The following is a 23,847-nucleotide window of genomic DNA, read 5'->3' as shown; positions in this document are numbered from 1 at the left end:
CTGACTTACAACTGTGATGCCTTGCGTTACCGTCCTTCCTCCATTTGGAGGAGGGACGCCTGATGTCGACTGTCATTTGCTGGTTGCGCCAACTGCTGTTAGTGGCCGGCCTGTGCCTGTCGCCCTCATCGCTGGCCGAAACGCTGCTGCAAAACCCGCTGTGGCGCGTACAGCTCGACCCCGCGACCCTCGCCGTGCGAGTCACCCCGGCCAACGGCGCGACTGTGCAGGCATCGACGGGTGTCGCCGCGCACAGGATCAGCAACCTGGTGCAACGTGACAATCGTGTCGACTGGCAATGGGACGATGGCGCCTGGTCACTCAGCGTTGATCTCGATCAACGCGAGCTGAACTTCTCGATCACCGCACGCGCCCCGGCTGAACTTGAGTTCTTGCGCCAGCCCGGCAATGCCATGGGCAAGGGCCTGATCTGGCCCTTGGCCGAGGGCCATTATGTGCCGCGCGGCGATCCGGTGTGGCAGGCGTTTCTGGTGAGTCAGGGGGTACTCAATGCCACTCAGGATATGAGTCTGCCGATCTGGGGCGTCGAGCATGAAGGATTCAGCCTCAGCTGGTTGCTGAGCAACCCCTACAACAATCAACTGCTGTTCAGCGCTGAGGGCGATGCGCTCGCGTTGTCGGTGCGGCATCAATTCACCTCACTCAAGCCGTCGACAGCGCTGACGTTCAGCCTGTTTCTGGGTGACGCCGAGCCGCTGGCCGGCGCCAAGCGCTACCGACAATGGCTGATCGACACTGGTCGTCACGAAAGCCTGAGCAGCAAGCTTGAGAAAACACCGACATCGCGAAAGCTGTTGGGCGCCAGTCATGTCTACCTGTGGGGTAACGATCTGCTGGGGCAAAAGGATGTGCTTAACTGGCCGGCGTTGCTTGGCAAGTTGCGCGGCCAGACTGACCTTGCCGGTGCGTTGCGCGGCGGCATGGATGGTGAAGCCTTGCAACTGCTCGCCACGCAGACCGTGCTCAATCGTTATCAGCAAAGCATTCTGCTGCGTAGCCTCAATCGGGCGCTGAACTCTCAGGCGCGCAAAACCTGGCAAGCCCGCGCGGTGCCGGACATGCAAGCACTGGTCAACGGTTACGCTGCCCTGCGTGGCCAACTGGCCCGCGAATTCGCCGGTGCCGTGACAGCCAGTCCCGAGCAATGGGGCAGCACCCTGTCGCTGGATACCATTGAGCAATTGCAAAACGCCGGGCTGTCGCGCTTGTGGCTGGGTCTTGGCGAGGGCTGGGAGGGCGGGCTCTGGCATCCCGAGGCGGTTCGAGCAGGCGTGCAGGCCGGGTATCTGCTGGCACCGTATGATTCTTACGAGACGGCGCTGAGTCGGGATGAGAACCCGGACTGGACCACCGCGCATTTGGGTGACACGGCTTACCGCGAGTGCGCCATCGTGCTGGAAAATCGCACGCTGAAAAGCGGCTTTCAGCAATCAGGTCACTACACCGACCCACGTTGCGTGCGCCCTTTGCTGGAGAAACGAGTCAAAGCGGTCAGCGTCGCCGCCGGTTTCAACAGCTGGTTTCTCGACGCCTACGCCACAGGCATGGTGTTCGACAGCTACCGTGCGGATGCCCCAATGACACAGGCACAGAACGCCGAAGGCAATGTCGAGGCGTCGCGCTGGATCAATGAAGTGCTGCAATTGCCCAGCGGCTCAGAAGACGGCAATGCAACGACGGCCCAAGGCGTACTGTTCGCTCATGGCATGCAGACACCGGTGATCGGTTGGGGTGATGCCGACATGAGTAAAAACCCGGATTCGGAATACTTTGTCGGCAAGTGGTTTCCGCCGGAGCAACCGGCCGTGTTCTTCAAATCCGTGCCAATAAAGGAACCGTTGCGGCGCATTCACTTTGACCCGGTCAGCCGTTTGCCGCTGTATCAAGCGGTGTTCCACGGCTCGCTCATCACCACCCATCACTGGTTGTTCGACAGCCTTAAATTGAGCAACGCAAGGGTGGAAAACGAACTGACGCAATTGCTTTACAACGTGCCGCCGCTGTACCACCTGAGTGCGGCGACGCTGGCGCAGCGACTGCCGCTGATGGCTCGTCAGGATGCATTTTTCCGTCCGCTGCATGAGCGCCTGGCGACGCAGGCACTCATCAGCTTCCATTGGCTGAGCGAAGACCGACGGGTGCAGCAGACTACGTTCGAAGACGGCACTCGGCTGCTGGCCAACTTCGATCCAGCCCCGCGTGAAGTGGGCGGCCGCACCCTGCCCGGCGAGAGCATCACGCTGCTGCTGCCGGAAGGTACCGTCAGCCACTACCGGGTGCAGGCAACTCCCTGACTCAGCCTTTGCGCCAGACGCTGGCCAACCACGGCTGCTGCTCGCGCGGCAGGCCTGCGGGACGGAAGTAGTGTTCCAGTTCGACGAATCCGGCGCGGGCAAGCAGCCCGCGCCATGCCTCCAAATCGTGATACGAGCCATAGCGCGGCCCGTTCCAGCCCTCGCGGTTATCCCCGCGCGGGTTAGAGCTGAACAGCACACCGCCCGGTTTCAAGGTATCGCGCAGCTGTTGCAAAACCCGTGGCAATTCCTGCAATGGCACATGAAACAGCACCGCATTGGCGAAGATTCCGTCGAAGCGTTCGGCGGGTAAATCAAGCTTGAGGAAATCCTGGCACCACACTTCACAGCCACTGTCCTCACGGGCCATCCGCGCAAACTCGGGTGAGCCGTCGAGACCAACCGCGACGTGCCCCATGCGTGTAAACGTCTGCAGATCCCGTCCCGGTCCACAGCCAAAATCAAGAATCGCCAACGGCGCTACGCCCTGGATGTGCCGCAACAGCGCCTCGATGTTCTGGCTGACATCGTGATCGCGGGTGCCCTCACGGAAGTCTTCGGCCACTGCGTTGTAGTGGCCAAGGGTGGTGGCGGTGATCTGTTCGAGGTCGGTCGGGGTCTGCTTCATGGTCGGTTCGTGGTGGCAAGGACGATGGGCAGACTATAAGCGCTTTCGTGCTTTAAAAGATCGCAGCCTGCGAGCCTTGGATCTTCATTCTCCAGAAAGCACAAAACCCCGGCGTCCGTGCAATACATATGTACCGCACGCAGTAGCGCGCTCCGGGATGTAATGACGCCTGCGCGATAGACCACTGTCGCGATGTCTGCCCTGTTTTTTATCGGGGGGGAATCACTCAGGAAAAGGATGTTCATGAGCATTGTTCGCAAACCTGGCGCTAGCTCGCCAACCAGCCGCAACCCGGTGAACGCCACACCACCGCGGAAAAGATCCGGCAGTTCGCCGTCCGGCGACGGGACTCCCGTGAAGATTTATCGCTTTGATACGGATCCAGCGAGCCTGGAGGCGGGGGCACATTCCCCCGCCGTTACGATTACGCCGTTGCACTCTGCCCAGATCCGGCCCGTGTCTACGCAGGTCAAAACCCTTGAGCGCTACAGCTTGCGCGCGCCAGCCAACTTGCCTGCCGCCAATGCGCAAGGCCTGCGCGTGTACAAGAACCGAAAATATGTCGATATCGCACCCGGCGAGATCGTCCTGGTCAGGGAAACCGGTACAGCCGGTGAGTATCGGGCATCGCTGGTCTCTGAATCGGCGGCGTTGGGCCCGGCGTTGTTTCTTGATCCACGCAGCAAGATCTGGACACTCGAACGGCCTCAACCGTTGACCGGTCCAGGCAAAGTGATTGACATCGACATCGATGAGCTCATTGGCGAGGTCAGAAGGGAACATGCGCAAAAAAACCGGGTTCATACCGGTAGCGATGACTCGTTTGAGTACACGGCGGCACAGAAGGGCGCGCTGGTCGCCCGCGGCTTGAAGCAGTTCTCGCCAGAACAGGTGGCGATCATTCGTTCAGAACTGAAAGCGGTTGAAAACATCTTCGCTGATGCCCGCCACGCCATTGGCCTGAAATACCGGGATGCGGATGCCGTTTACGAAAGTTTCTTCGGCACCGGGCACCTCGACGTTGCGCAACGATTCTCTGATTCGGTCGCGCGCGGCCTGGCGGTTTCCAGGGAATACCAGGGTGTTTGGGGCGGCGAAAAATTCCTCGGCGTCGATGCGCACAGCAATAGCGCGGCGTGGATGTACAAAAGCGATTTCCACGGCCGGCTGTTCATCAATCGCAAGTACATGCAGCGCGGTACGTTGAGCCTGTCGTTGGGCCATGAAATGTTGCACACCAACAGAATCGACCGGTTCCAGGCCATCGGGCCCAACGCCGCAGACTATTTCTATCTGGACGGCCGACTGGGTCGTTTGCTGGTCTGGGATTCGCTAGCCGTATACGACGTTCCCGAGCGCGGCGTCTCCGAGGCAATCATGCGTGGCGGTTTAACGGTCGACTATCTGAACGCATTTTCAGACGACCACGATGCGTTCCTGTTCGCTGTCAGTGATTACCTGGGTATCGGCGACGATCTGGAACTTCAGGCGGCGGTTGACGCGTTCAACGCCAGTCCGCCGTTGCGTGCGCAGTTGGCGGTGAACAATGCTGACAGCCTGATTTGTGCGGCAAAAGCTCTGCAAGTGCTGCATCAAAACAAAAGCGAATATTCATGGCTGGACAGCCTGATTGAAGATTAAACCGGCGCTCCGTCAATTCAGCTGTTTTGAGTGTGCACCTGTTAGTTCTTACAGTATCGGAACACCGCCAAAGCGCTCATTCTTCTCCGAAGGTGAAAAAGGACGCTTGTGACCATGAATGTTCATCACGACGCCGCCACGCCGACACTGTCGGTCATTGATCCACGTTCGCTGATGATCCGCAGCGTCGGCTATTGCCGGCATCCTGACCTGCCCGACATCGATCCGCGCATTACCCGACAAGTGTTCGATGCGGCGGGACGTCAGATAGCGGCGTGGGATCCGCGATTGTGGGGAACGGCGCCGAAGCCGAACCTGGCCACCACGTACGGATTGAGCGGGCAGGCATTGCTGACGGACAGCGTCGATGCTGGTTGGCAGCTAAGTCTGCCGGATCAGGCTGGCTCGTCGTGCTGTTCGTGGGATGCTCGAGGCAGCGCATGTCATCGCGAGTACGACGACCTGCAGCGCCCGATTGTTGTAACGGAGCAAGCACGTGGCGAACAGCCTTATGTGGTTGAGCGATTGACCTACGCCAGTGCTGGCGATGCCTTCGCCCAGCACAATCAGTGCGGTCGCCTGATCCGCCATGACGACCCGGCGGGGACCCGGCTCCTCAACGACTATGGTCTGGCCGGTGCCGAGCTGGTGGAATCGCGGCGCCTGCTGACGAATCTTGATCTGCCCGACTGGCCCAGCGACCCTGAACACCGTGATGTGTTTCTGGAGGAGCAGTCCTACGTCACCCGCTACGCTTTCTATCCGACGGGCGAACTCCAGCACCAGACCGATGCCATGGGCAATGTCCAGACCCGTCAATACAACGTGGCGGGCGAACTTTCCGCGACATGGCTTCTCCCGACCGGTGAAGGCAAACAACCCAAATGCCTGGTCAGTGATATCCGTTACAACGCGCACGAGCAGATTGAACATGAGACCGCCGGTAACGGAGTCATGACCCGCGCAGAGTACAGCCCTGAAGATGGCCGCCTGCTTAAGCTCAGCGCAGCCGTCGGCGAACAGACACCCTTGCAGAATTTGCACTACGTCTACGACCCGGTGGGCAATATCGTCAGCCTTGAAGACAAAACCCAGGCCGTGACTTACTTCAATCAGCAGCGCATCGAACCGGTCAGCCGCTATCGCTATGACAGCCTGTATCAACTGGTCGAAACCAAGGGTTGGGAAGTCAGCCAGCCGAGCCATGGCCCGGCGTTACCGGAATTGCTGCCAACCCCACTGGATCCTAATCAGCGGCGCAATTACACCCAGACATTCGATTACGACGCAGCGGGCAATCTGCTCACCCGTCACCACAGCGGTGCGCCGGGTTTTTCGATGTTTACCTCTGCTTACAGCAATCGAAGTCTGGCGCAACGCGACGATGGTTCTTTGCCCGGAGAGACCGATATCGTTAACGGATTCGATGCCTGCGGTAATCAGTTGGAGCTGTTGCGCGGGCAGGGCTTGAGGTGGGATGTGCGCAACCAACTCAGTCAGGCCACACTGGTTTCCCGTCAAGCCATGTCTGACGACAACGAGTGCTACCAATACGACCGCTTGGGTCATCGCTTGCGGAAACTGTCCTTTAGTCGTGCCTCGGGCCGGGCAATGATCCGCGAAGTTCGCTATCTCCCCGGTCTGGAGTTGCGATTACAGATTGATGGCGAAGTGCACCATGTCATCAGCATCGAAGCGGGACGCAGCGCTGTCCAGATGCTGCATTGGCCGAATGGGGCTCACGCTGATCAATGGCGTTACAGCTATGGCGAGCTTCTCGATTCCAGCATGTTGGAACTGGATGCTGAAGCCGGTGTGATCACGCAAGAGCATTATTACCCTTTCGGAGGCACTGCGTGCTGGGCGGGCAAGAGCGTATGGGTGGCGAAATACAAAACTGTGCGCTATTCAGGCAAGGAGCGAGATGCGACAGGTTTGTATTACTTCGGTTTTCGTTATTACGCGCCTTGGCTTCAGCGTTGGATAAACCCTGACCCGACGTGGGATGGACCGAATGCGTATCAAATGCTTGGGAACAATCCGGTGAATTCGGTTGACCCTGATGGTCTGAGTAAGAGCGATGCCCAGAGTCGATGGCGATCGGCATACGCAGCGGTAGTAGCGTCACAAGATGGGGTGCGGGTTCGTACTGTCGCGCCGGGAATAATCGCTGTCGACATTCAAGGCCGGAATGAGCTGCTGAACCGCATGGGAATGGGGCTGACTCGCCCCGTGAGAGGGGACAGAAAGCTTTCGTATCTGTCGATCGCCTCCTCACTGCGGGGAAAAGTTGCAGGTGCGGAGCAAGGTATCCGCCTGAATACAGTGTCTGGGGAAGCGATCAAGGCACAGGCAGGTCTTAACAATGCTGGTGCTGTCGCCTACATAAACGGCGGCTTTTTCAACATCGCCAATCTGGGCAATAAACACGTCTCGCCGTTTGCGCCGATCGGTCCCAGCGTGATTGGTGGCACGGAACAAGTCTATGCACCTGTGCCATCTGACTATAAAAAATATTACACGTCGATTTCGATGAGAGACGGCTCGAAAATCCAGTCTGGACCTGTGTTATCGAACAACGGGCAACCTGCTTTCCCGCAAAGTTGGCTAGGTCTGACTAAATTTTTGTTTGATCCCAAAAACAATCAACCGGGCAAGCTGGGCCATGCAGGTGCACCCAATAGTCGCTCCGGTATCAGTCTGCCTGGAACATCCGGGCCTGGGCAGCGTACCCGTTTGGCACTGGGCTTGAGCGATGGGCGAAGCGAGAAAGCTACGGGTTACACCATGCCTGAGTGGTCTCTTGTAATGGCCAGGCTCGATGGAATGAACAGTGGTGGGGGGAGGGCGGTGAATCTTGATGGCGGATATTCAGCTGGAATTGGAGTTGTCGGCGCAAATGGTCAATCGCTCATGAGGCGACCAGAAGAGGCCGAACCGAGATCCATCGCTAACTTTATTGCCTACTATGAAAAGCCTCCGACACGCAGCTTTTTCAAGAAATTGTTTTCATGACTTTGCAGATGGAATTTCGATCCTGACTTGCTGATTGCCGATATTCCCTGCACTGACGACAAAATACTATGGCCTGTGGCGCCGGGATGGCACCTGTTAGTTCTTACAGTATCGGAACACCGCCAAAGCGCTCATTCTTCACGGAAGGTGAAAAAGGATGCTTGTGACCATGAATGTTCATCACGACGCCGCCACGCCGACACTGTCGGTCATTGATCCACGTTCGCTGATGATCCGCAGCGTCGGCTATTGCCGGCATCCGGACTCGCCCGACATCGACCCGCGCATTACCCGGCAAGTGTTCGATGCGGCGGGACGTCAGATAGCGGCGTGGGATCCGCGGTTGTGGGGAACGGCGCCGAAGCCGAACCTGGCCACCACGTACGGATTGAGCGGGCAGGCATTGCTGACGGACAGCGTCGATGCTGGTTGGCAGCTGAGTCTGCCGGATCAGGCTGGCTCGTCGTGCTGTTCGTGGGATGCTCGAGGCAGCGTATGTCATCGCGAGCACGACGACCTGCAGCGCCCGATTGTTGTGACGGAGCAAGCACGTGGCGAACAGCCTTATGTGGTTGAGCGATTGACCTACGCCAGTGCTGGCGATGCCTTCGCCCAGCACAATCAGTGCGGTCGCCTGATCCGCCATGACGACCCGGCGGGGACCCGGCTCCTCAACGACTATGGTCTGGCCGGTGCCGAGCTGGTGGAATCGCGGCGCCTGCTGACGAATCTTGATCTGCCCGACTGGCCCAGCGACCCTGAACACCGTGATGTGTTTCTGGAGGAGCAGTCCTACGTCACTCGCTACGCTTTCTATCCGACGGGCGAACTCCAGCACCAGACCGATGCCATGGGCAATGTCCAGACCCGTCAATACAACGTGGCGGGCGAACTTTCCGCGACATGGCTTCGCCCGACCGGTGAAGGCAAACTACCCAAATGCCTGGTCAGTGATATCCGTTACAACGCGCACGAACAGATTGAGCGTGAAACTGCCGGTAATGGTGTTATCACCCAAGCGCAATACAGCCGTGATGACGGTCGGCTGCTCAGACTGGTCGCCAGTGTTGGCGCGCAAACTCCTTTGCAAGATTTAAATTACGTCTACGACCCGGTGGGCAATATCGTTAGCCTCGAAGACAAAACCCAGGTCGTGACTTACTTCAATCAGCAGTGCATCGAACCGGTCAGCCGCTATCGCTATGACAGCCTGCATCAACTGGTCGAAACCAAGGGCTGGGAAGTCAGCCAGCCGAGCCATGGCCCGGCGTTACCGGAATTGCTGCCAACCCCACTGGATCCTAATCAGCGGCGCAATTACACCCAGACATTCGATTACGACGCAGCGGGCAATTTGATCTCCCGTCACCACAGCGGTGCGCCGGGTTTTTCGATGTTTACCTCTGCTTACAGCAATCGAAGTCTGGCCCAGCGCGACGATGGTTCTCTACCGGGAGAACCGCAGATTTCGGAAGGGTTTGATCTCGCTGGCAATCAGTTGGAATTGCAGCGCGGACAGGCCATGAGCTGGGATGTGCGCAATCAATTGAGACGAGTGACGCTGGTGCAACGCCAGGACGAGCCGAATGACCACGAAGGTTATGTTTACGATCGACCCGGCCATCGGTTGCGTAAAACACGCCTCAGCCAGACATCCGGGCAAACCCTGAAATCAGAAGTGCGTTATCTGCCGGGTCTTGAGGTGCATCGCGAAGCGAACGGAAAAGAGCGGCATGTGATCAGTGTCGAAGCCGGGCGTAATCAGGTGCGAATGCTGCATTGGCCTGATGGCGCTGAAAGCGATCAACTGCGTTACAGCCTGAGTGATCATCTCGGTTCCAGCACTCTGGAGTTGGACGATGGCGCGGGAGTTTTGAGTCAGGAGCACTATTACCCGTTTGGTGGCACGGCGTGCTGGGCGGCTAAAAGTGCGTTGCTGGCGAAGTACAAAACTATCCGTTATTCGCTCAAGGAGAGGGACGCGAGCGGGCTTTATTACTATGGGCATAGGTATTGCGCCGTATGGTTACAACGGTGGATTAGCCCGGATCCGGCAGGAGTTGTGGATGGAATAAATATTTATTTGTTTGTTGGGAATCAACCGGTAATCAACTCTGATCCCGATGGTAGGAAACGAAATAAAAATATTGCCAGGGGTCCCATTGCTGCAGATCCTATAATTCATGAATTCTACGAAGATAACGTGAAAAATCTTAAAGAATGGGCTGATATTGGGCCAGATCTAGAGATAGTTCATACGCTTAGGCTGAATGATCCTTACTTTCCAAAGCCGAGTGCTTTGTTGACTGAAAGCGCAGATAAGCTTTTTTCATCATGGGATGCGATTAGTACATCTCTGATAGATTTGAGAGATCGTGATACTAAGATGGTAAATAAAATTGTACCTGAAGCGTCCGCAGGAAATGGGGCGCGAGGTTACGAAAAAGTTGAGAGTTTTTCGGCTTCAAAAAAAATCACTCGTGGAGAGATTGCGTTTGTATTAAATGTCGCCCCTTCTAACATCATTGGGACTTCACCGGTTGATGCTTTTTTTCCTAACCATATTGGTGCTGGGGGAGAAACCATAGAGGAGAAGGGAATGCTCGCCAAAGCTGTTTTTTCCGGTCAACTGACTGTGCCTGATGCTAGAAAAGGAGTGACCAGTCACTATAAAATCGATACACCAACCAACTTGGTGCGGGATCAGAAAAAGATTGGTGATAAACGTCCTTACAACGAAGTAATTGTTGTGGGGAAAGGAGGTGTTTCCGTTCACCAATCTATGCCTGCCTCTCAAAACATTACTGTTAAAGAAATCGTAGTGCTGCCGTTGGACGAGCTGCGCTTAGTCAACGGTAAACCTATACTTCCAGAGTACTTACAAAATGCAGTGGATAGTATTCGTCTCGCCAATCCGGGATTGAATGTTTCTATTCGTTGATTACATGCGGGGATATATATCCATTACGAACTGCTGCATGAGAGTTTGTCACGATAGCAAGCGGGTCAAATCAACGGCGAGATGGCGAGGAGTCTGATTTTCCTCTAAGCCATCAACCTCTACGCCACAAAGCGTTGTGGCTCGCGAAATCCTCAACGCTTGTTCAACCCCCGCGCCAACCGATCCCCACCGAGCTGAATCACCGCCACCAACGCCACCAGCAACACAATCACCGTCAGCATGATCTGGCTGTCAAAGCGCTGATAGCCGTAGCGATAGGCGATGTCGCCGAGACCGCCCGCACCAATCGCGCCGGCCATCGCCGACGAATTGATCATGGTCACCAACGTGATAGTGAACCCGCCGACAATCCCCGGCAGCGCCTCCGGCAACAACACATGCCAGACAATGTGCCAACGCCGGCAACCCATCGCCTGCGCCGCCTCGATCAAGCCATGATCAACCTCGCGCAAACTCACTTCAGCAATCCGTGCAAAGAACGGCGTGGCGGCAATCGTCAGCGGCACGACGGCAGCCCAGACACCGTAGGTGGTGCCGACAATCAAACGGGTAAACGGAATCAGCGCGACCATCAGAATCAGAAACGGGATCGAGCGAAACAGGTTCACGAACGCGCCCAAGGCGCGATTGAGTATCGGCGCTTCATAGATCCCGCCCTTGTCGCTGGTGACCAGAATCACCGCCATGGGAATCCCCGCCAGCAGGGCGATCAGCGACGACACACCGACCATCAGGAAGGTGTCGATAAAGCCTTGCAGCAAGCGATCAAGCCACATAACCCAATACCTCCACTCGTTGCGCCCATGGTGCGGCGCGCTCGCGTAATTGTTCGGCGCTGAACGCTGAACCGCTGATGGCCAACAACAGTTGCCCGAGCGCATGCCCCTGAATCCGCTCAACGCCGCCCTGAAGCAACTTCACCCGGCCGCCGAGCGCTGTGAACAGCGCGGCCAGATCCGGTTCATCACTGGCGCTGCCGGTGAACTGCAGACGCAACACCACAGCAGCGTCGGAGGCGGTGGGCTGCGTTTGCAAACGACTCTGCAGCTCTTCCGGCAACGCGTGTTGCAGCGGTGCGAGCAAGGTCTGGCTGACTTCGTGCTGCGGATTGCCGAACACTTCCCAGACCGGGCCTTGCTCGACAACCCGCCCGTGCTCAAGCACGACAACGCGGTCGCAGATTTCGCGGATCACCGCCATCTCGTGCGTGATCAGGACGATGGTCAGGCCCAGGCGTTTATTGATCTCGCGCAGCAGGCCGAGGATCGACTGCGTGGTCTCCGGGTCGAGCGCCGAAGTGGCCTCGTCGCAGAGCAAAATATCCGGGTCATGCACCAACGCGCGGGCGATACCGACACGCTGTTTCTGCCCACCGGAAAGCTGCGCCGGATAAGCCTTGTGCTTTTCTTGCAGGCCGACCAGTTCGAGCAGTTCGCGCACCTTTTTCTCGCGTTGTTCTTTCGGCACACCCGCGACTTTCAGCGGCAGTTCGACGTTCTGCCAAACGGTCTTGGCCGACATCAGATTGAAGTGCTGAAAGATCATGCCGATGCGCCGGCGCAGGGCGACAAGACGGTCTTCATCGAACTCGCCGATGTCGACCTGATCGATCAGCACTCGCCCCGAGGTCGGTTGTTCCAGACGATTGATCGTACGGATCAGCGATGACTTGCCAGCGCCGCTGCGACCGATAATGCCGAACACTTCGCCGCGCTGGATCGCCAGATCAATGCCCTGCAATGCCGCGACCGGGCCTTGGCGACCGTTGTAGGTTTTGCCCAGACCGATGAAGCGTACGTGGGCGCGATTCAACTCAGGGTGAAGCTCGGTTTTTTCAGCATTGTGTGGCTCTGGAATCTCCAGTCGCCGTTGGATCGCGGCCGTCATGCTCAGCTTTCCCAACCGGCTTGATACAGCTTGCCGTGGGCCTTATCCAGTGCCGCGCGAACCACCGGCGAGTGCTGGTAGATGTCGACGAATTTGATCAGGCGCGGATCGGTTTTGCTCTTCGGCTGGATAACAAACTGGATCACGTATTCCTTGTGGTCGAGGCCGTCGAACAGCAGCGCCGAACCGGCATCGAAGGTCTTCGCCAGACGAATGTAGGCCGGGTAGCCCTGGACCAGATCAGCGTCGTCATAGGCGCGCACCAATTGCACGGCTTCGACCTGCAGAATCTTGATCTTTTTCGGGTTGGCGACAATGTCATCTTCGGTGGCTTTGTAGCCGACGCCCGGCTTCAGCGTGATCAAACCGGCCTTGGCCAACAGTTGCAGACCGCGACCGCTGTTGATCGGGTCGTTGGCGATGGCAACGCTGGCGCCTTCGGGCAGTTCATCGAAGCTTTTGTATTTTTTCGAATAGAGGCCGACGTTGTTGATGATCCCCGGCGCGAATGGCACCAGATCAAAACCCGAAGCGGCCTTGGCGTTTTCGAGGAACGGGATGTGCTGGAAGTAGTTCACGTCGATGTCGCCAGCGGCGAGGCTGACGTTCGGCGCGATCCAGTCAGTGAACTCAACCAGCTCGACTTTCAGGCCTTGTTTGGAGGCCTCTTCAACGGCAGCTTCCAGCGGGATGGCGAAGGCGGCGGTGGTGCCGATTTTCAACGGTGCGTCGGCGGCGAAAACGGCCGAGCTGAACAGGCCGAGGGCCAGGGCCAGTGCTTTGACTGGGTGGGACAGGGTTTTCTGGGTCATGATGGGTTTTTCCAGTCAGTGCATGAAATTTGTGGTGTTTGTTATGGCCTCATCGCGAGCAGGCTCACTCCTACATTTGGAATGCGTTCCCCTGTAGGAGTGAGCCTGCTCGCGATGCTTTTAGCGGCGAAACGCGGAGCCTGTGTGTTGCTCGGGCAATTGCCCCGCACCGTGAAACAGCTTCTCGCGCAAGCTGCCGGTGTCGTACGCGGTCTTGTACGACCCACGCCGCTGCAACTCGGGAATCACCAGCTCAATGAAATCGACGTAGCTTTCCGGCGTAACGATCCGGGTCAGGTTGAAACCGTCCAGACCGGTCTCGGCAACCCACGATTCCAGCTCATCCGCCACTTGCTCAGCCGAGCCGACCACGGTGATGTAACGACCACCGAGGGCGTGCTGGTCGAGCAATTTGCGCCGGGTCCAATCGTTGTTCTGCAGGTTTTTCGTCGCCGACTGAATGGCGTTGCTCTTCACGTACTGGATCGGTTCGTCGATCTGGTACTGGGAAAAATCGATGCCGGTCGACGCCGAGAAATGCGCCACGCCGGCTTCGGCACTGGCGTAACTCAGGTACTCGGCGTGCTTGGCCCATGCCGCCTCTTCGGTCGCGCCGACAATCACGTTAAGGCCCATGAACACCTTGATGTCCTCAGGATTACGCCCGGCCTCCACTGCACTGGCGCGGACCTTGTCGACCTGAACTTTGGTCGACGGTTTGTTCTGGCCACTGATGAACACGCACTCGGCATGGCGCCCGGCGAACAGCAAACCGCGATCGGAACTGCCGGCCTGAAACAGCACTGGCGTGCGCTGTGGCGATGGCTCGCAGAGGTGATAACCCTCGACCTGATAGAACTCGCCCTTGTGCTCGACCTTGTGCACTTTCTCCGGGTTGGCGTAGATACGTTGCTCGCGGTCGTTGAGCACCGCGCCGTTTTCCCAGCTGCCTTCCCAGAGTTTGTAGAGCACTTCCAGGTACTCGTCGGCCTGATCGTAACGACGGTCATGCTCGACTTGTTCGCGCAGGCCCATGGCCTTGGCCGCGCTGTCCAGATAACCGGTGACGATGTTCCAGCCGACGCGGCCACGGCTCAAATGATCGAGCGTCGACATGCGCCGGGCGAACAGATAGGGCGGCTCATAAGTGAGATTTGCGGTCAGACCGAAACCGAGATTTTTGGTCACGGCAGCCATGGCTGAAACCAGCAACAGCGGATCGTTGACCGGCAGCTGGATCGACTCTTTCAGCGGCACGTCGACCGAGTTCTGATAGACGTCATACACGCCGACGATGTCGGCGATGAACAGCCCGTCGAAGAGTCCGCGTTCCAGCAACTGCGCCAGTTCAGTCCAGTATTCGATGGTGTTGTAGCGCGTCGAGGTGTCGCGCGGATGCGTCCACAGGCCATGGTTGATATGGCCGATGCAGTTCATGTTGAACGCGTTGAGCAGGATCTTCTTTTTTGCCGCGCTCATCAGATCGTCCCTCGCAACGGAGGGTTTTCATCGTTGAGGTAGTAGTTGCCCACCGCGTGATACTTCCAGCGCACCGGATCGTGCAGGGTGTGTACGCGAGCGTTGCGCCAGTGACGGTCGAGGCCGTGTTCGATCAGCGTGGCTTGGCTGCCGGCCAGTTCGAACAGTGTGCTGCCGGCGGCGAGGGAAATTTCGGTGCTGATCGCGCGGGCCTCGGCGACGGCAATCGAGGCCGCCGCAACCGTGTCAGCGTTGGTTTCAGTCTGCGCGGCATCCAGGAATTCGCCGGCCCGTTCAAGCAAGGCCTCGGTGGCATGCAGGCGGATACTCAAGTGGCCGAAGCTTTTCAGTGTCAGTGGATCTTCGGTGGCTTTGTCGTTGCCGGAATCGATCCACGGGCGCGTCTTGCTGCGCACAAAGTGCAGGGCATCTTCGTAAGCGGCGCGGGCGATGCCGGTGTCGATGGCGGCGTGAAGGATCTGCGCCAACGGGCCGACAGTGGTCGGGCGTTCGAAGGCACTTTGAAACGGCAGCACGTCTTCAGCCGCAACGTACACGTCTTCGAACACCACCGAACCGCTGCCGGTGGTGCGCTGACCGAAGCCGCTCCAGTCGTCGATCACCGTCAGGCCTTTGCTGTCACGCGGGACAAAGGCCAGTTGCTGCACACCGTTTTCATCCACCACAGAAGTAGGGATGCGCTGTGCGTAAATCGCGCCGGTCGCATAGAACTTGCGGCCGTTAATGCGATAGCCGTCACCGTCGCGCTTGAGACTGGTGACGCGGTCGTGAGCGGTTTTGGTGCCCAGTTCCGCCAGGGCATTGCCGAAGCGCTGGCCGGCGAGAACCTCGGCGTACAGCCGTCGTTTTTGCGCGTGGCTGCCGTTCACCCGCAGCACTTCCAGCGCGTAGAAATGGTTCTGCGGAATCTGCCCGAGCGAGCCGTCAGCCTGAGCGATCAGCGCAATGACTTTGGCCAGAGTTACGTTGGAGACGCCAGCGCCGCCGTATTCCTTGGGCACGCTGATGCCCCATAGACCGGAGCGGGAAAATACATCGAGTTCCGGCAGTGGCAGGCGGCGTTCGCGGTCACGGACGGCGCTGTCGCGTTTGAAATCTTCGGCCAGGTCGCTGGCGACGATCAGGGCTTGCTCATCGCTGGTGATGACCGCGACGTGATGGGAAAAAGTCATAGGTTTCTCCAGAGGTCTGGTCAGATCCAGGAATGGCGAGCCGGTAAAGTGCCGTTGAGGCGATAGGCGCCGACCGCGTGATATTTCCAGCGCACCGGGTCGTGCAACGTGTGCACGCGGGCGTTGCGCCAGTGACGGTCGAGATTGAATTCGGCGAGGGTCGCGCGGCTGCCGGCCAATTCGAAAAGCTTTTCGCTGGCGAGCAGTGAGATCTCGGTGGTGAGCACTTTTGCTTCGGCCACGGCGATCGAAGCGCGGGCGGCGGACTCGGCAGTGAGCGGCGCGGCGTGCACTTGATCGAGAACCTGCCCGGCCTTGCGCAGCAGCGCTTCGGCGGCGTGCAGTTCGATTTTCAGTTTGCCGATATCGGCGATCACATAGAGGTCATCGCTGGCGCGATCAACCTTTGCGTCGATCCACGGCCGTGCGCGGGTTTTGACGAACTCGATGGCGTCATCAATGGCGCCACGGGCGATGCCGGCGTCGATCGCGGCTTGAATCAGCTGCGACACCGCGCCTTGGGTGTTCGGGGTTTCGTTGATCTTCCAGTTGTCGACCACCAGGCTCGATTCGACACGCACGTTGTTCAGCAGAATCGTACCGCTGGCGGTGGTGCGCTGACCGAAGCCCGACCAGTCATCAACAATGCGCAAACCCGGCGTGCCGCGACGGACGAAGGCCAGCACTTGTTTGCCGTCATCGTTGAGTGCCTTGACCGCGACCCAGTGCGCAAATAGCGCTCCGGTGGAATAGAACTTCTGGCCGTTGATCACGTAATCGTCGCCGTCGGCGGTGATCCGCGCTTTCAGTTCCAGGGTGTTTTTGGTGCCGCGTTCCGGGCCGGCATTGCCGATGCGCCAACCTTCCAGAACGCTCTGGAACAGCTGTTGTTTCTGCGCTTCGGTGGCGCTGCCGAGCACCAGATTGATGATGCCGAACTGGTTCTGCGGGATCTGTCCCAATGCCGGGTCTGCCGCAGAAATGATTGCGAAAACTTCGGCCAATGTAACGAACGACACCTGCGGGCCGCCGTATTCGCGCGGGATGGCAATGCTGCCCAGACCGCTGCGGGTGAACTGTTCGATTTCCGACCACGGCAGCTTGCGCTGGCGGTCGCGCTTGGCGGCCTGCACGCGGGCGGCTTGCGCCAGCTCACGGGCGGCCTTGATGGCTTGGGCGTCGTTGCGCAACACCTGCGCGGGCAACAACAACGGGGCGATGTCCAGATCCGACTGGACGTTTGCGTCTGCCAGACTGGACATCAGTGCCGCTCCTTGGCTGCACGCAATGCCCTGGCGATCTGCACTGGGGTGATTGTGTTCCGGACCATACTACCTACCTCACATCTCATGAAAAACGCCGCAAAGTGCGGCGAATGAAAGAATGTCCGGTGGTCCGGTTCATATACCCTAAGCGTGTATAAAAATTAAATAAACTAACTTTTAGGAATATGTATAGAAGGGGTGATGGTCGGGTTGGTTAAGAATTTTCAGGTGAGGGGGCTGAACCCCCGCCACCACCAAAGCGCATCAGGCCTTGCGCGATTCGGCCGCCTTGAGTTCCTGCCTCAGAGGGACTTTCAGATAAGGATTTACACAGCCGATCTTCAATGTGCGGGGCGGTGCCCAACGTGAGTTATTGCCGACTCGGTCAATCACGCAATAAGTCACGTCCAGCCGCAGATCCTCACCCGCTTCGACAATCACCGCTGGCGGTACCCAGACCTGAATCGGCAAGCCGATATCTGCGGCAGTGACTGGCGCCAGATCCATGCGCACATCACCCCAGCGCAAGGTAATGGCGTCGTCCTCAGCCATGTTCAGGTATGGCTCGATAGTCAGAGGGACGCCACGTTTGATCTGGTTCGGATTCACGCCCTGGCGGCGAATGGCGTCGGGAATGGTCACGGGGGCCAGTTGCTGGTTTTCGTCTGCGCTCAGTGCCGAGGGCTGACCGCCGGGGCAGTCCAGTTTGACCTGAACCCGCGTCGCCGCCGATAACGCCGGCCCCTGACCCACCTGCATCACCCGGTAGTGGACGCGCGCCGTGCCGCTGGCGATGAAACTCTCCGGCACCCGCAGGCTGACGGCCATGCCGACGTCCTCGGACGTCAGCACCCTGGAAGCGACGTAGCATTTGTTCCAGAACAGCTCAATGAGGTCGCCGCTATCCATATCGGGATAGGGCGACACATCGACCAACAAATGTGCGGCGGCAGTCAGATTGATGCCGGTTTTTTGCGCTGGCGCCAGGGTCGGTGCTGCCAGTTCGGGGGTATGCGAAGTGCGGGTCATCGATTTCTCTCCTTGAAGCCTTGCAACGAAGTCCGTTTCTGGAAGAACAAAAGACGTGAATAAACTGGCAATAAAGCTTTGAACTTTTATTCAGGTTGGATTCGGGTTTGGTGAACTAAGTGGTGCCGGTTGCCGACTAGATAAGAGTGCGCGGGATAAGCTGTCAATAGACGATATTAGTTAATTCATGAATTACGAATTAATCAGAAGTTTCCTACGTCGCTATGACGTCTTGCCTAGTCCTACAAGTGAAATAAGCCACAGTGCCTCGGGCGTTTTGCCGGTTTTTACGCAAGATTCATTCGAGCATGGTCAGGTCAGTCGGAGAGGAAGACAGGCGGGTATTATCTGTTGCAGAACATATATATGTAGCGCTTCTGATAATTTTTGTTTGGGCAGGGGTATTGGTTGATGCTGAAGTTATATAGGGGTAACTTCCGTCCGTGGAAGTTTTTGATGATGCAATGAAAGTTCTCAGGCGTGATTCAGAAACTTGCTGAGAAACTGTTTAGTGCGTTCTTCTTTCGGATTGGCAAACAATGCCTTGGCGTCGCCTTGTTCGACGATCACACCTTTGTCAAAGAACACTACACGGTTGGCCACATCGCGAGCAAAACCCATTTCGTGGGTGACAATCACCATGGTGCGTTTCTCTTCCGCCAAGCCACGAATGGTTGCCAGCACTTCACCGACCAGTTCCGGGTCGAGGGCCGAAGTCGGCTCGTCGAACAGGATCACTTCCGGTTCCATCGCCAGCGCTCGGGCAATCGCTACGCGCTGTTGCTGACCTCCGGACAGGCGACGCGGATAGGCGTCTTCCTTACCGGCAAGACCGACCTTGGCCAGCAGCTTCTTGCCCAGGCCAACAGCCTCGTCGCGCGGCATCTTCTTGACCACGATCGGGCCTTCGATGACGTTTTCCAAAGCAGTGCGATGGGGGAACAGATTGAAGTTCTGGAACACGAAGCCCACATGCTGGCGCAGATTGCGCACCAGGCTTTGCTGCTGGTTCAGCGGGCGACTGGTATCGATTTCGATATCGCCGACCTTGATCCGGCCGCTGGTGGGTTGTTCAAGGAAATTCAGGCAACGCAGGAACGTCGTTTTCCCCGAGCCGCTGGGGCCGATAATCGCGACCACCTCGCCTTCCTTGACCTCGAGGTCGATACCGTTGAGCACGACTTGACCCTTGAATTGCTTGGTCAGTTTTTCCACGACAATCATCAGGTCAGGACTCCTGGTCATGCCGATTGACCCGCTCTTCCAACTTGTTCTGGAAGTGCGAAAGCACTGTGGCCAGAATCCAGTAGATCAGCGCGGCGGCAAGATACATGGTGAAGACTTCGAAAGTCCGGGCGGTAATCAACTGCGCCTGACGGAACAATTCCGGCACTTGAATGGTGGCTGCCAGAGCAGTGTCTTTGACCAGCGAAATGAAGCTGTTGCCCAGCGGCGGCAATGCCGTGCGCATCGCTTGCGGCAGGATGGCCCGGCGCAAGGTCTGCGCGCGGGTCATGCCAATGCTCGCAGCCGCTTCCCACTGACCACGCTCGATCGAACCGATCGCGGCGCGCAGAATTTCACAGGCGTACGCGGCCATGTTCAGCGAGAAGCCGATCAGCGCTGCTGGTAACGGATCCAGTTCGAGACCCAATTGCGGCAAGCCGTAATAGATCACGAACAGTTGCACCAGTAGCGGCGTGCCGCGAAAGAACGACACGTAGATGCGTGCCAGCCAACTGACCGATCTGAAGCGCGACAGGCGCATCAATGCCAGGCCAAAGCCCAGCAGCAGGCCGAAAAACATGCCGCCGAGGCTGAGGACTACCGTGTAATACGCGCCCTTGAGCAGGAAGGGCGCAGAGTCCAGTGCGAGTTGGAAAGCTTCTTCCATTATTGAGTGACGTCAGCGTTGAAGTACTTCTCGGACAGCTTCTTCAGGGTGCCGTCGGCACGCAGTTCGTCGAGGGCCTTGTTCAGCGCGGCCAGCAGTTCAGGCTCGCCTTTGCGCAGGGCGATACCAGCTTCCTGACGGGAGAAGGCTTCACCGGCGGCGACGGTTTTCGGCGCTTTCTTGGCGTATTCCAGGGCGGCCAGACGGTCGATCAGGATGGCGTCGGTGCGGCCGTTGTTCAGGTCGGCGAACTTGGTCGGATCATCGTCGTAGGTGCGCACGTCGGCACCCGGCACGTTGGCGCGGACCCATTGTTCGTAGTTGGTGCCCAGGCCTACACCGACTTTCTTGCCGGACAGGTCGGCGGCGGTCTTGATGTTCAGCGCGGCTTCTTTGCTCTTCAGCACCAGCGCCTGAATCCCGGAAACGGTGTACGGCTCGGAGAAGTCATACTTCTTCTTGCGCTCTTCGGAGATGGTCACCTGGTTGACTACGACATCCAGACGCTTGGATTCCAGCGCGGCGAGGATACCGTCCCACTTGGTTGGCTGAACCTTGGCTTTGACGCCGAGTTTTTGTGCCAGGGCTTCGGAAAGCTCGACTTCGAAACCGGACAGTTTGCCGTCGGCATCGACGAAGCTGAACGGTGGATAAGTGCCTTCCAGGCCGACGTTGATAACGCCTTTGTCCTTGATCTGTTGCAGCTGCTCACCGGCCACTGCCTGGCCGATCAGACCTGCGCTCAGCGCCAGGCCCAGCGAACCCACCAGCAGATTGCGACGTAGTGCGGAAAAATTCATGACGAGCCCCTGTGTTTTCTTATGGAAGACGCTAAAGGAAAGTTGGCGAATGGGTGATTCGGACGACAGCGCTATCCTGCCTTAAAGCAGCTTATGCGTCTCTCGCGAAATTCGCCTGCGGCGAGACTATAAGGTGTCTGCGTTAGACTTGAAAATACTTAATATTGAAAATGATATTCTTTATTGGAATATGCAGCGTCTGTGGAAAAAGATCGCAGCCTGCGGCAGTTCCTACAGGTAATCCCGTGTAGGAGCTGCCGCAGGCTGCGATCTTTTGATCTTGCTCTTACAAAAAATCCCTATAGGCAAACAACGCCGGCGCGCCGCCGGTGTGCAAGAAAATGATCGGCCCCTCATCAAAACGCTGACGCCCGATCCCGTCCAGTAATCCCGCCATCGCCTTGCCGGTATAAACCGGATCCAGCAACACTGCTTCCTGACTCGCCAGCAGCTTCACCGCCGCCAACGTCCCGGCATTCGGCTCGCCATAACGCGGGCCAAAGTATTCGTCCCACAACTCGACCTTGAAACTGGCCGGCAGTTCGGCGCCGAGCAGCTCTGCCGTGCGTTCCGCAAGTCCTTGAACCTTCGGCCGCTGATCTTCTTCACTGCGCGAAACGGTCACGCCAATCACCGGTAGTTGCGGCAGCACTTCGCTCAACGCCAATGCCAGACCGCTGTGAGTGCCGGCACTGCCTGAGGCCAACACTACCGCGGCGAAATTCAGGCCGGTGTCCTTGATCTGTTCGGCGAGCTCCAGACCGGCGCGCACATAACCCAACGCACCGAGCGCATTCGAGCCACCGATTGGCACCAGATACGGCTTCTTGCCGTTGCTGCGCAAACGTACGGCGAGGGCCGCGAGTTGTTCGTCGGCGTTGTCGAGGTTGTCGACCAGTTCGACTTTGGTATCGAACAGATCCAGCAGCAGGCGGTTGCCGTTGCCGGTGTAATTGCTGTCGTCAGTGCCCAGCGGATTTTCCAGCAACGCCACACAGCCGAGACCGAGTTTGGCGGCGAGTGCGGCGGTTTGACGAACGTGGTTCGATTGCAGAGCACCGGCGGTAACTAGCGTATCGGCGCCTTGCGCGAGAGCGTCAGCGGCGAGGTATTCGAGCTTGCGCAGCTTGTTGCCACCCATGGCCAGCGGCGTCAGATCATCACGTTTGATGTACACCTCGCGGCCGAGCCAGGCGGACAGTCGTTCGAGTTTTTCCAGCGGCGTCGGGTGCCCGAGCAGGTCGAGGCGGTTAAAGCGGTCCAGCTGTTGTTTGATCATGAGTCCGTACTGGCGGAGGAAGATGGAAGGACTATAGGCACGTGCTTTTACCCGGGCAACCGTGAATCGCTTATAGCCAAATGAACTGAGCCCAGCACTATCGGTTCTTAATTCGCCCTCGCGAGCATGCCGTAAAGTAGGCGCCGTTGACGCGGCCAGACAGTCCGGCCGCCCGTGAGGAGTCTTTACCGTGAGCGAGCGTTCCAGCCATTGGCAATTGCAGACCATCGTCAGTCAACTGCGCAGCGCGCGGGATCAGTGGCGGGCACAGAACGGCCGGGCATCCGGCGAGCAGGGTGGTCGCGAGTTGCCGTCGCGGGCAGCGATGGCGGAGATTCTTGAAGCGCTGTGTGGTGCGCTGTTCCCGATGCGTCTGGGGCCGGTGGATCTGCGTGAAGAGAGTGAGGATTTTTACGTCGGTCACACCTTGGATGTGGCGCTGAATGCGTTGTTGGCGCAGACCCGCCTGGAGCTGCGTTACGTCGCCCGCCACAGTGCGCAGGCTGACACCGAAGTCGAGGCCCGCGCGATTCAGATCGTGCAGGATTTTGCCCTCGCATTGCCGGGCTTGCGTACGCTGCTCGACACCGATGTGCTGGCGGCCTATCACGGTGATCCGGCAGCGCGCAGTGTCGATGAAGTGCTGCTGTGCTATCCGGGGATTCTGGCGGTGATTCACCATCGCCTGGCGCACCATTTGTATCGCGCCGGGTTGCCGTTGCTGGCGCGGATCAGCGCGGAAATCGCCCATTCGGCGACCGGTATCGATATCCATCCGGGTGCGCAGATCGGCCGTAGTTTCTTTATCGACCACGGCACGGGCGTGGTGATCGGTGAGACCGCGATCATTGGCGAGCGCGTGCGGATTTATCAGGCGGTGACGTTGGGCGCCAAGCGCTTCCCTGCGGATGAAGACGGCCAGTTGCAGAAGGGCCATCCGCGCCATCCGATCGTTGAGGATGATGTGGTGATTTATGCCGGGGCGACGATTCTTGGGCGGATTACCATTGGCAAAGGTTCGACCATTGGTGGCAATGTGTGGCTGACGCGCAGCGTGCCGGCGGGGTGCAATCTGACCCAGGCGAATTTGCAGCATGATGACGGGACGCAGAAATAGGGCTTTAAAAGCTGACCCTCACCCCAGCCCTCTCCCGGAGGGAGAGGGGGCCGACCGAAGTGTCTTGCGTCATACATCGACCTGAAACACCGAGTCGATTCTGGATTCGGTACAGATGCATCACGTCGGCGTATCTCTCAAATATTCCCCAATCAGCCCCTCTCACTTTGGGAGAGGCAGCCGACCGAAGTGTCTTGCGTTATACATCGACCTGAAATACCGAGTCGATTCTGGATTCGGTACAGCAGGATCACGTCGGCGTATCTCCCCAATATCCCCCCAATCAGTTCCCTCTCCCTTTGGGAGAGGGTTAGGGTGAGGGGCTATTGAACGAATACCCTCAAACCCGCGTCATACCCATCCTTGAGCTAGCGTAGGAAAACTACCGCCTAGCCGTACGATTAGTCCTTACCACCCCATCCATGTTTAACTTGAACGTTCATTCAAGTTAAACCGGTGGTTCGCTGCCCGCTCACAACAGGAGGCTTGCCTTTGCTGAGTCCGATCATTTCAGCCACGTTTCAACCCCTC

Annotated in this window: 17 protein-coding genes; 5 read left to right on the top strand and 12 right to left on the bottom strand. The window is 58.0% G+C overall.

The window, feature by feature from the left end:
* Nucleotides 1-62 precede the first annotated feature (62 nt).
* Nucleotides 63-2,315, top strand: coding sequence for a glycoside hydrolase (locus tag GTU76_RS19640; protein WP_180699377.1), 2,253 nt, complete (start codon nt 63-65; stop codon nt 2,313-2,315).
* A gap of 1 nt (nt 2,316) precedes the next feature.
* Here the strand turns inward: GTU76_RS19640 and GTU76_RS19635 are convergent, their stop codons facing one another.
* Entirely contained in the window at nt 2,317-2,943 is a 627-nt protein-coding gene (locus GTU76_RS19635) for a class I SAM-dependent methyltransferase (protein WP_175552867.1), read from the bottom strand.
* A 237-nt stretch (nt 2,944-3,180) separates the two neighbouring features.
* Here GTU76_RS19635 and GTU76_RS19630 point away from each other — a divergent pair, with 237 nt between their 5' ends.
* From GTU76_RS19630 to GTU76_RS19620, 3 genes are all read left to right on the top strand, one after another.
* The gene (locus GTU76_RS19630; RefSeq protein WP_246376087.1) at nt 3,181-4,584 is read left to right on the top strand and encodes a hypothetical protein; all 1,404 of its coding nucleotides are present in this window, start codon (nt 3,181-3,183) and stop codon (nt 4,582-4,584) included.
* A 114-nt stretch (nt 4,585-4,698) separates the two neighbouring features.
* Nucleotides 4,699-7,599: an RHS repeat-associated core domain-containing protein gene (locus GTU76_RS19625; protein ID WP_180699376.1), complete on the top strand. Its 2,901-nt coding sequence runs from the start codon at nt 4,699-4,701 to the stop codon at nt 7,597-7,599.
* Between the two features lie 169 nt (nt 7,600-7,768).
* Entirely contained in the window at nt 7,769-10,540 is a 2,772-nt protein-coding gene (locus tag GTU76_RS19620; RefSeq protein ID WP_175552869.1) for an RHS repeat domain-containing protein, read from the top strand.
* Between the two features lie 152 nt (nt 10,541-10,692).
* Here the strand turns inward: GTU76_RS19620 and GTU76_RS19615 are convergent, their stop codons facing one another.
* From GTU76_RS19615 to GTU76_RS19565, 11 genes are all read right to left on the bottom strand, one after another.
* Nucleotides 10,693-11,337, bottom strand: a complete 645-nt coding sequence (locus tag GTU76_RS19615) for a methionine ABC transporter permease (RefSeq protein ID WP_016983642.1) — start codon at nt 11,335-11,337, stop codon at nt 10,693-10,695.
* Nucleotides 11,327-12,448, bottom strand: coding sequence for a methionine ABC transporter ATP-binding protein (locus GTU76_RS19610; protein ID WP_016983643.1), 1,122 nt, complete (start codon nt 12,446-12,448; stop codon nt 11,327-11,329). Before GTU76_RS19610 ends, GTU76_RS19615 begins: the two co-directional genes overlap by 11 nt.
* Nucleotides 12,449-12,450: 2 nt before the next feature.
* Complete coding sequence (locus tag GTU76_RS19605; protein WP_016983644.1) at nt 12,451-13,260, bottom strand: MetQ/NlpA family ABC transporter substrate-binding protein; 810 nt, start codon at nt 13,258-13,260, stop codon at nt 12,451-12,453.
* Between the two features lie 120 nt (nt 13,261-13,380).
* A complete protein-coding gene (locus GTU76_RS19600) occupies nt 13,381-14,739 on the bottom strand; it encodes an LLM class flavin-dependent oxidoreductase (RefSeq protein WP_180699375.1) in 1,359 nt (452 codons plus the stop codon).
* Nucleotides 14,739-15,932 carry an SfnB family sulfur acquisition oxidoreductase gene (locus tag GTU76_RS19595; RefSeq protein ID WP_016983646.1) on the bottom strand — a complete coding sequence of 398 codons (1,194 nt, stop codon included), beginning with the start codon at nt 15,930-15,932 and terminating at the stop codon, nt 14,739-14,741. Before GTU76_RS19595 ends, GTU76_RS19600 begins: the two co-directional genes overlap by 1 nt.
* A 20-nt stretch (nt 15,933-15,952) precedes the next feature.
* Entirely contained in the window at nt 15,953-17,194 is a 1,242-nt protein-coding gene (locus tag GTU76_RS19590; RefSeq protein ID WP_180699374.1) for an SfnB family sulfur acquisition oxidoreductase, read from the bottom strand.
* Between the two features lie 267 nt (nt 17,195-17,461).
* A complete protein-coding gene (locus GTU76_RS19585; RefSeq protein WP_180699373.1) occupies nt 17,462-18,226 on the bottom strand; it encodes a hypothetical protein in 765 nt (254 codons plus the stop codon).
* Nucleotides 18,227-18,700: 474 nt separating this feature from the next.
* The gene (gene tcyN / locus GTU76_RS19580; RefSeq protein ID WP_016983649.1) at nt 18,701-19,450 is read right to left on the bottom strand and encodes an L-cystine ABC transporter ATP-binding protein TcyN; all 750 of its coding nucleotides are present in this window, start codon (nt 19,448-19,450) and stop codon (nt 18,701-18,703) included.
* 4 nt (nt 19,451-19,454) lie between these two features.
* Nucleotides 19,455-20,120, bottom strand: a complete 666-nt coding sequence (gene tcyL, locus GTU76_RS19575) for a cystine ABC transporter permease (RefSeq protein ID WP_016983650.1) — start codon at nt 20,118-20,120, stop codon at nt 19,455-19,457.
* The gene (tcyJ, locus tag GTU76_RS19570; RefSeq protein WP_016983651.1) at nt 20,120-20,920 is read right to left on the bottom strand and encodes a cystine ABC transporter substrate-binding protein; all 801 of its coding nucleotides are present in this window, start codon (nt 20,918-20,920) and stop codon (nt 20,120-20,122) included. Before tcyJ ends, tcyL begins: the two co-directional genes overlap by 1 nt.
* A gap of 286 nt (nt 20,921-21,206) precedes the next feature.
* Complete coding sequence (locus GTU76_RS19565; RefSeq protein WP_016983652.1) at nt 21,207-22,199, bottom strand: D-cysteine desulfhydrase; 993 nt, start codon at nt 22,197-22,199, stop codon at nt 21,207-21,209.
* Between the two features lie 190 nt (nt 22,200-22,389).
* Between GTU76_RS19565 and epsC the strand changes: the two genes are divergently transcribed.
* Nucleotides 22,390-23,316, top strand: coding sequence for a serine O-acetyltransferase EpsC (epsC, locus tag GTU76_RS19560; RefSeq protein ID WP_016983653.1), 927 nt, complete (start codon nt 22,390-22,392; stop codon nt 23,314-23,316).
* Nucleotides 23,317-23,847 lie beyond the last annotated feature (531 nt).

It is taken from the genome of Pseudomonas crudilactis, assembly GCF_013433315.1.
Lineage (GTDB): Bacteria > Pseudomonadota > Gammaproteobacteria > Pseudomonadales > Pseudomonadaceae > Aquipseudomonas > Aquipseudomonas crudilactis.
The sequence above is the reverse complement of the archived record's forward strand: the minus strand, read 5'-3'. Positions and strand labels throughout refer to the sequence as shown.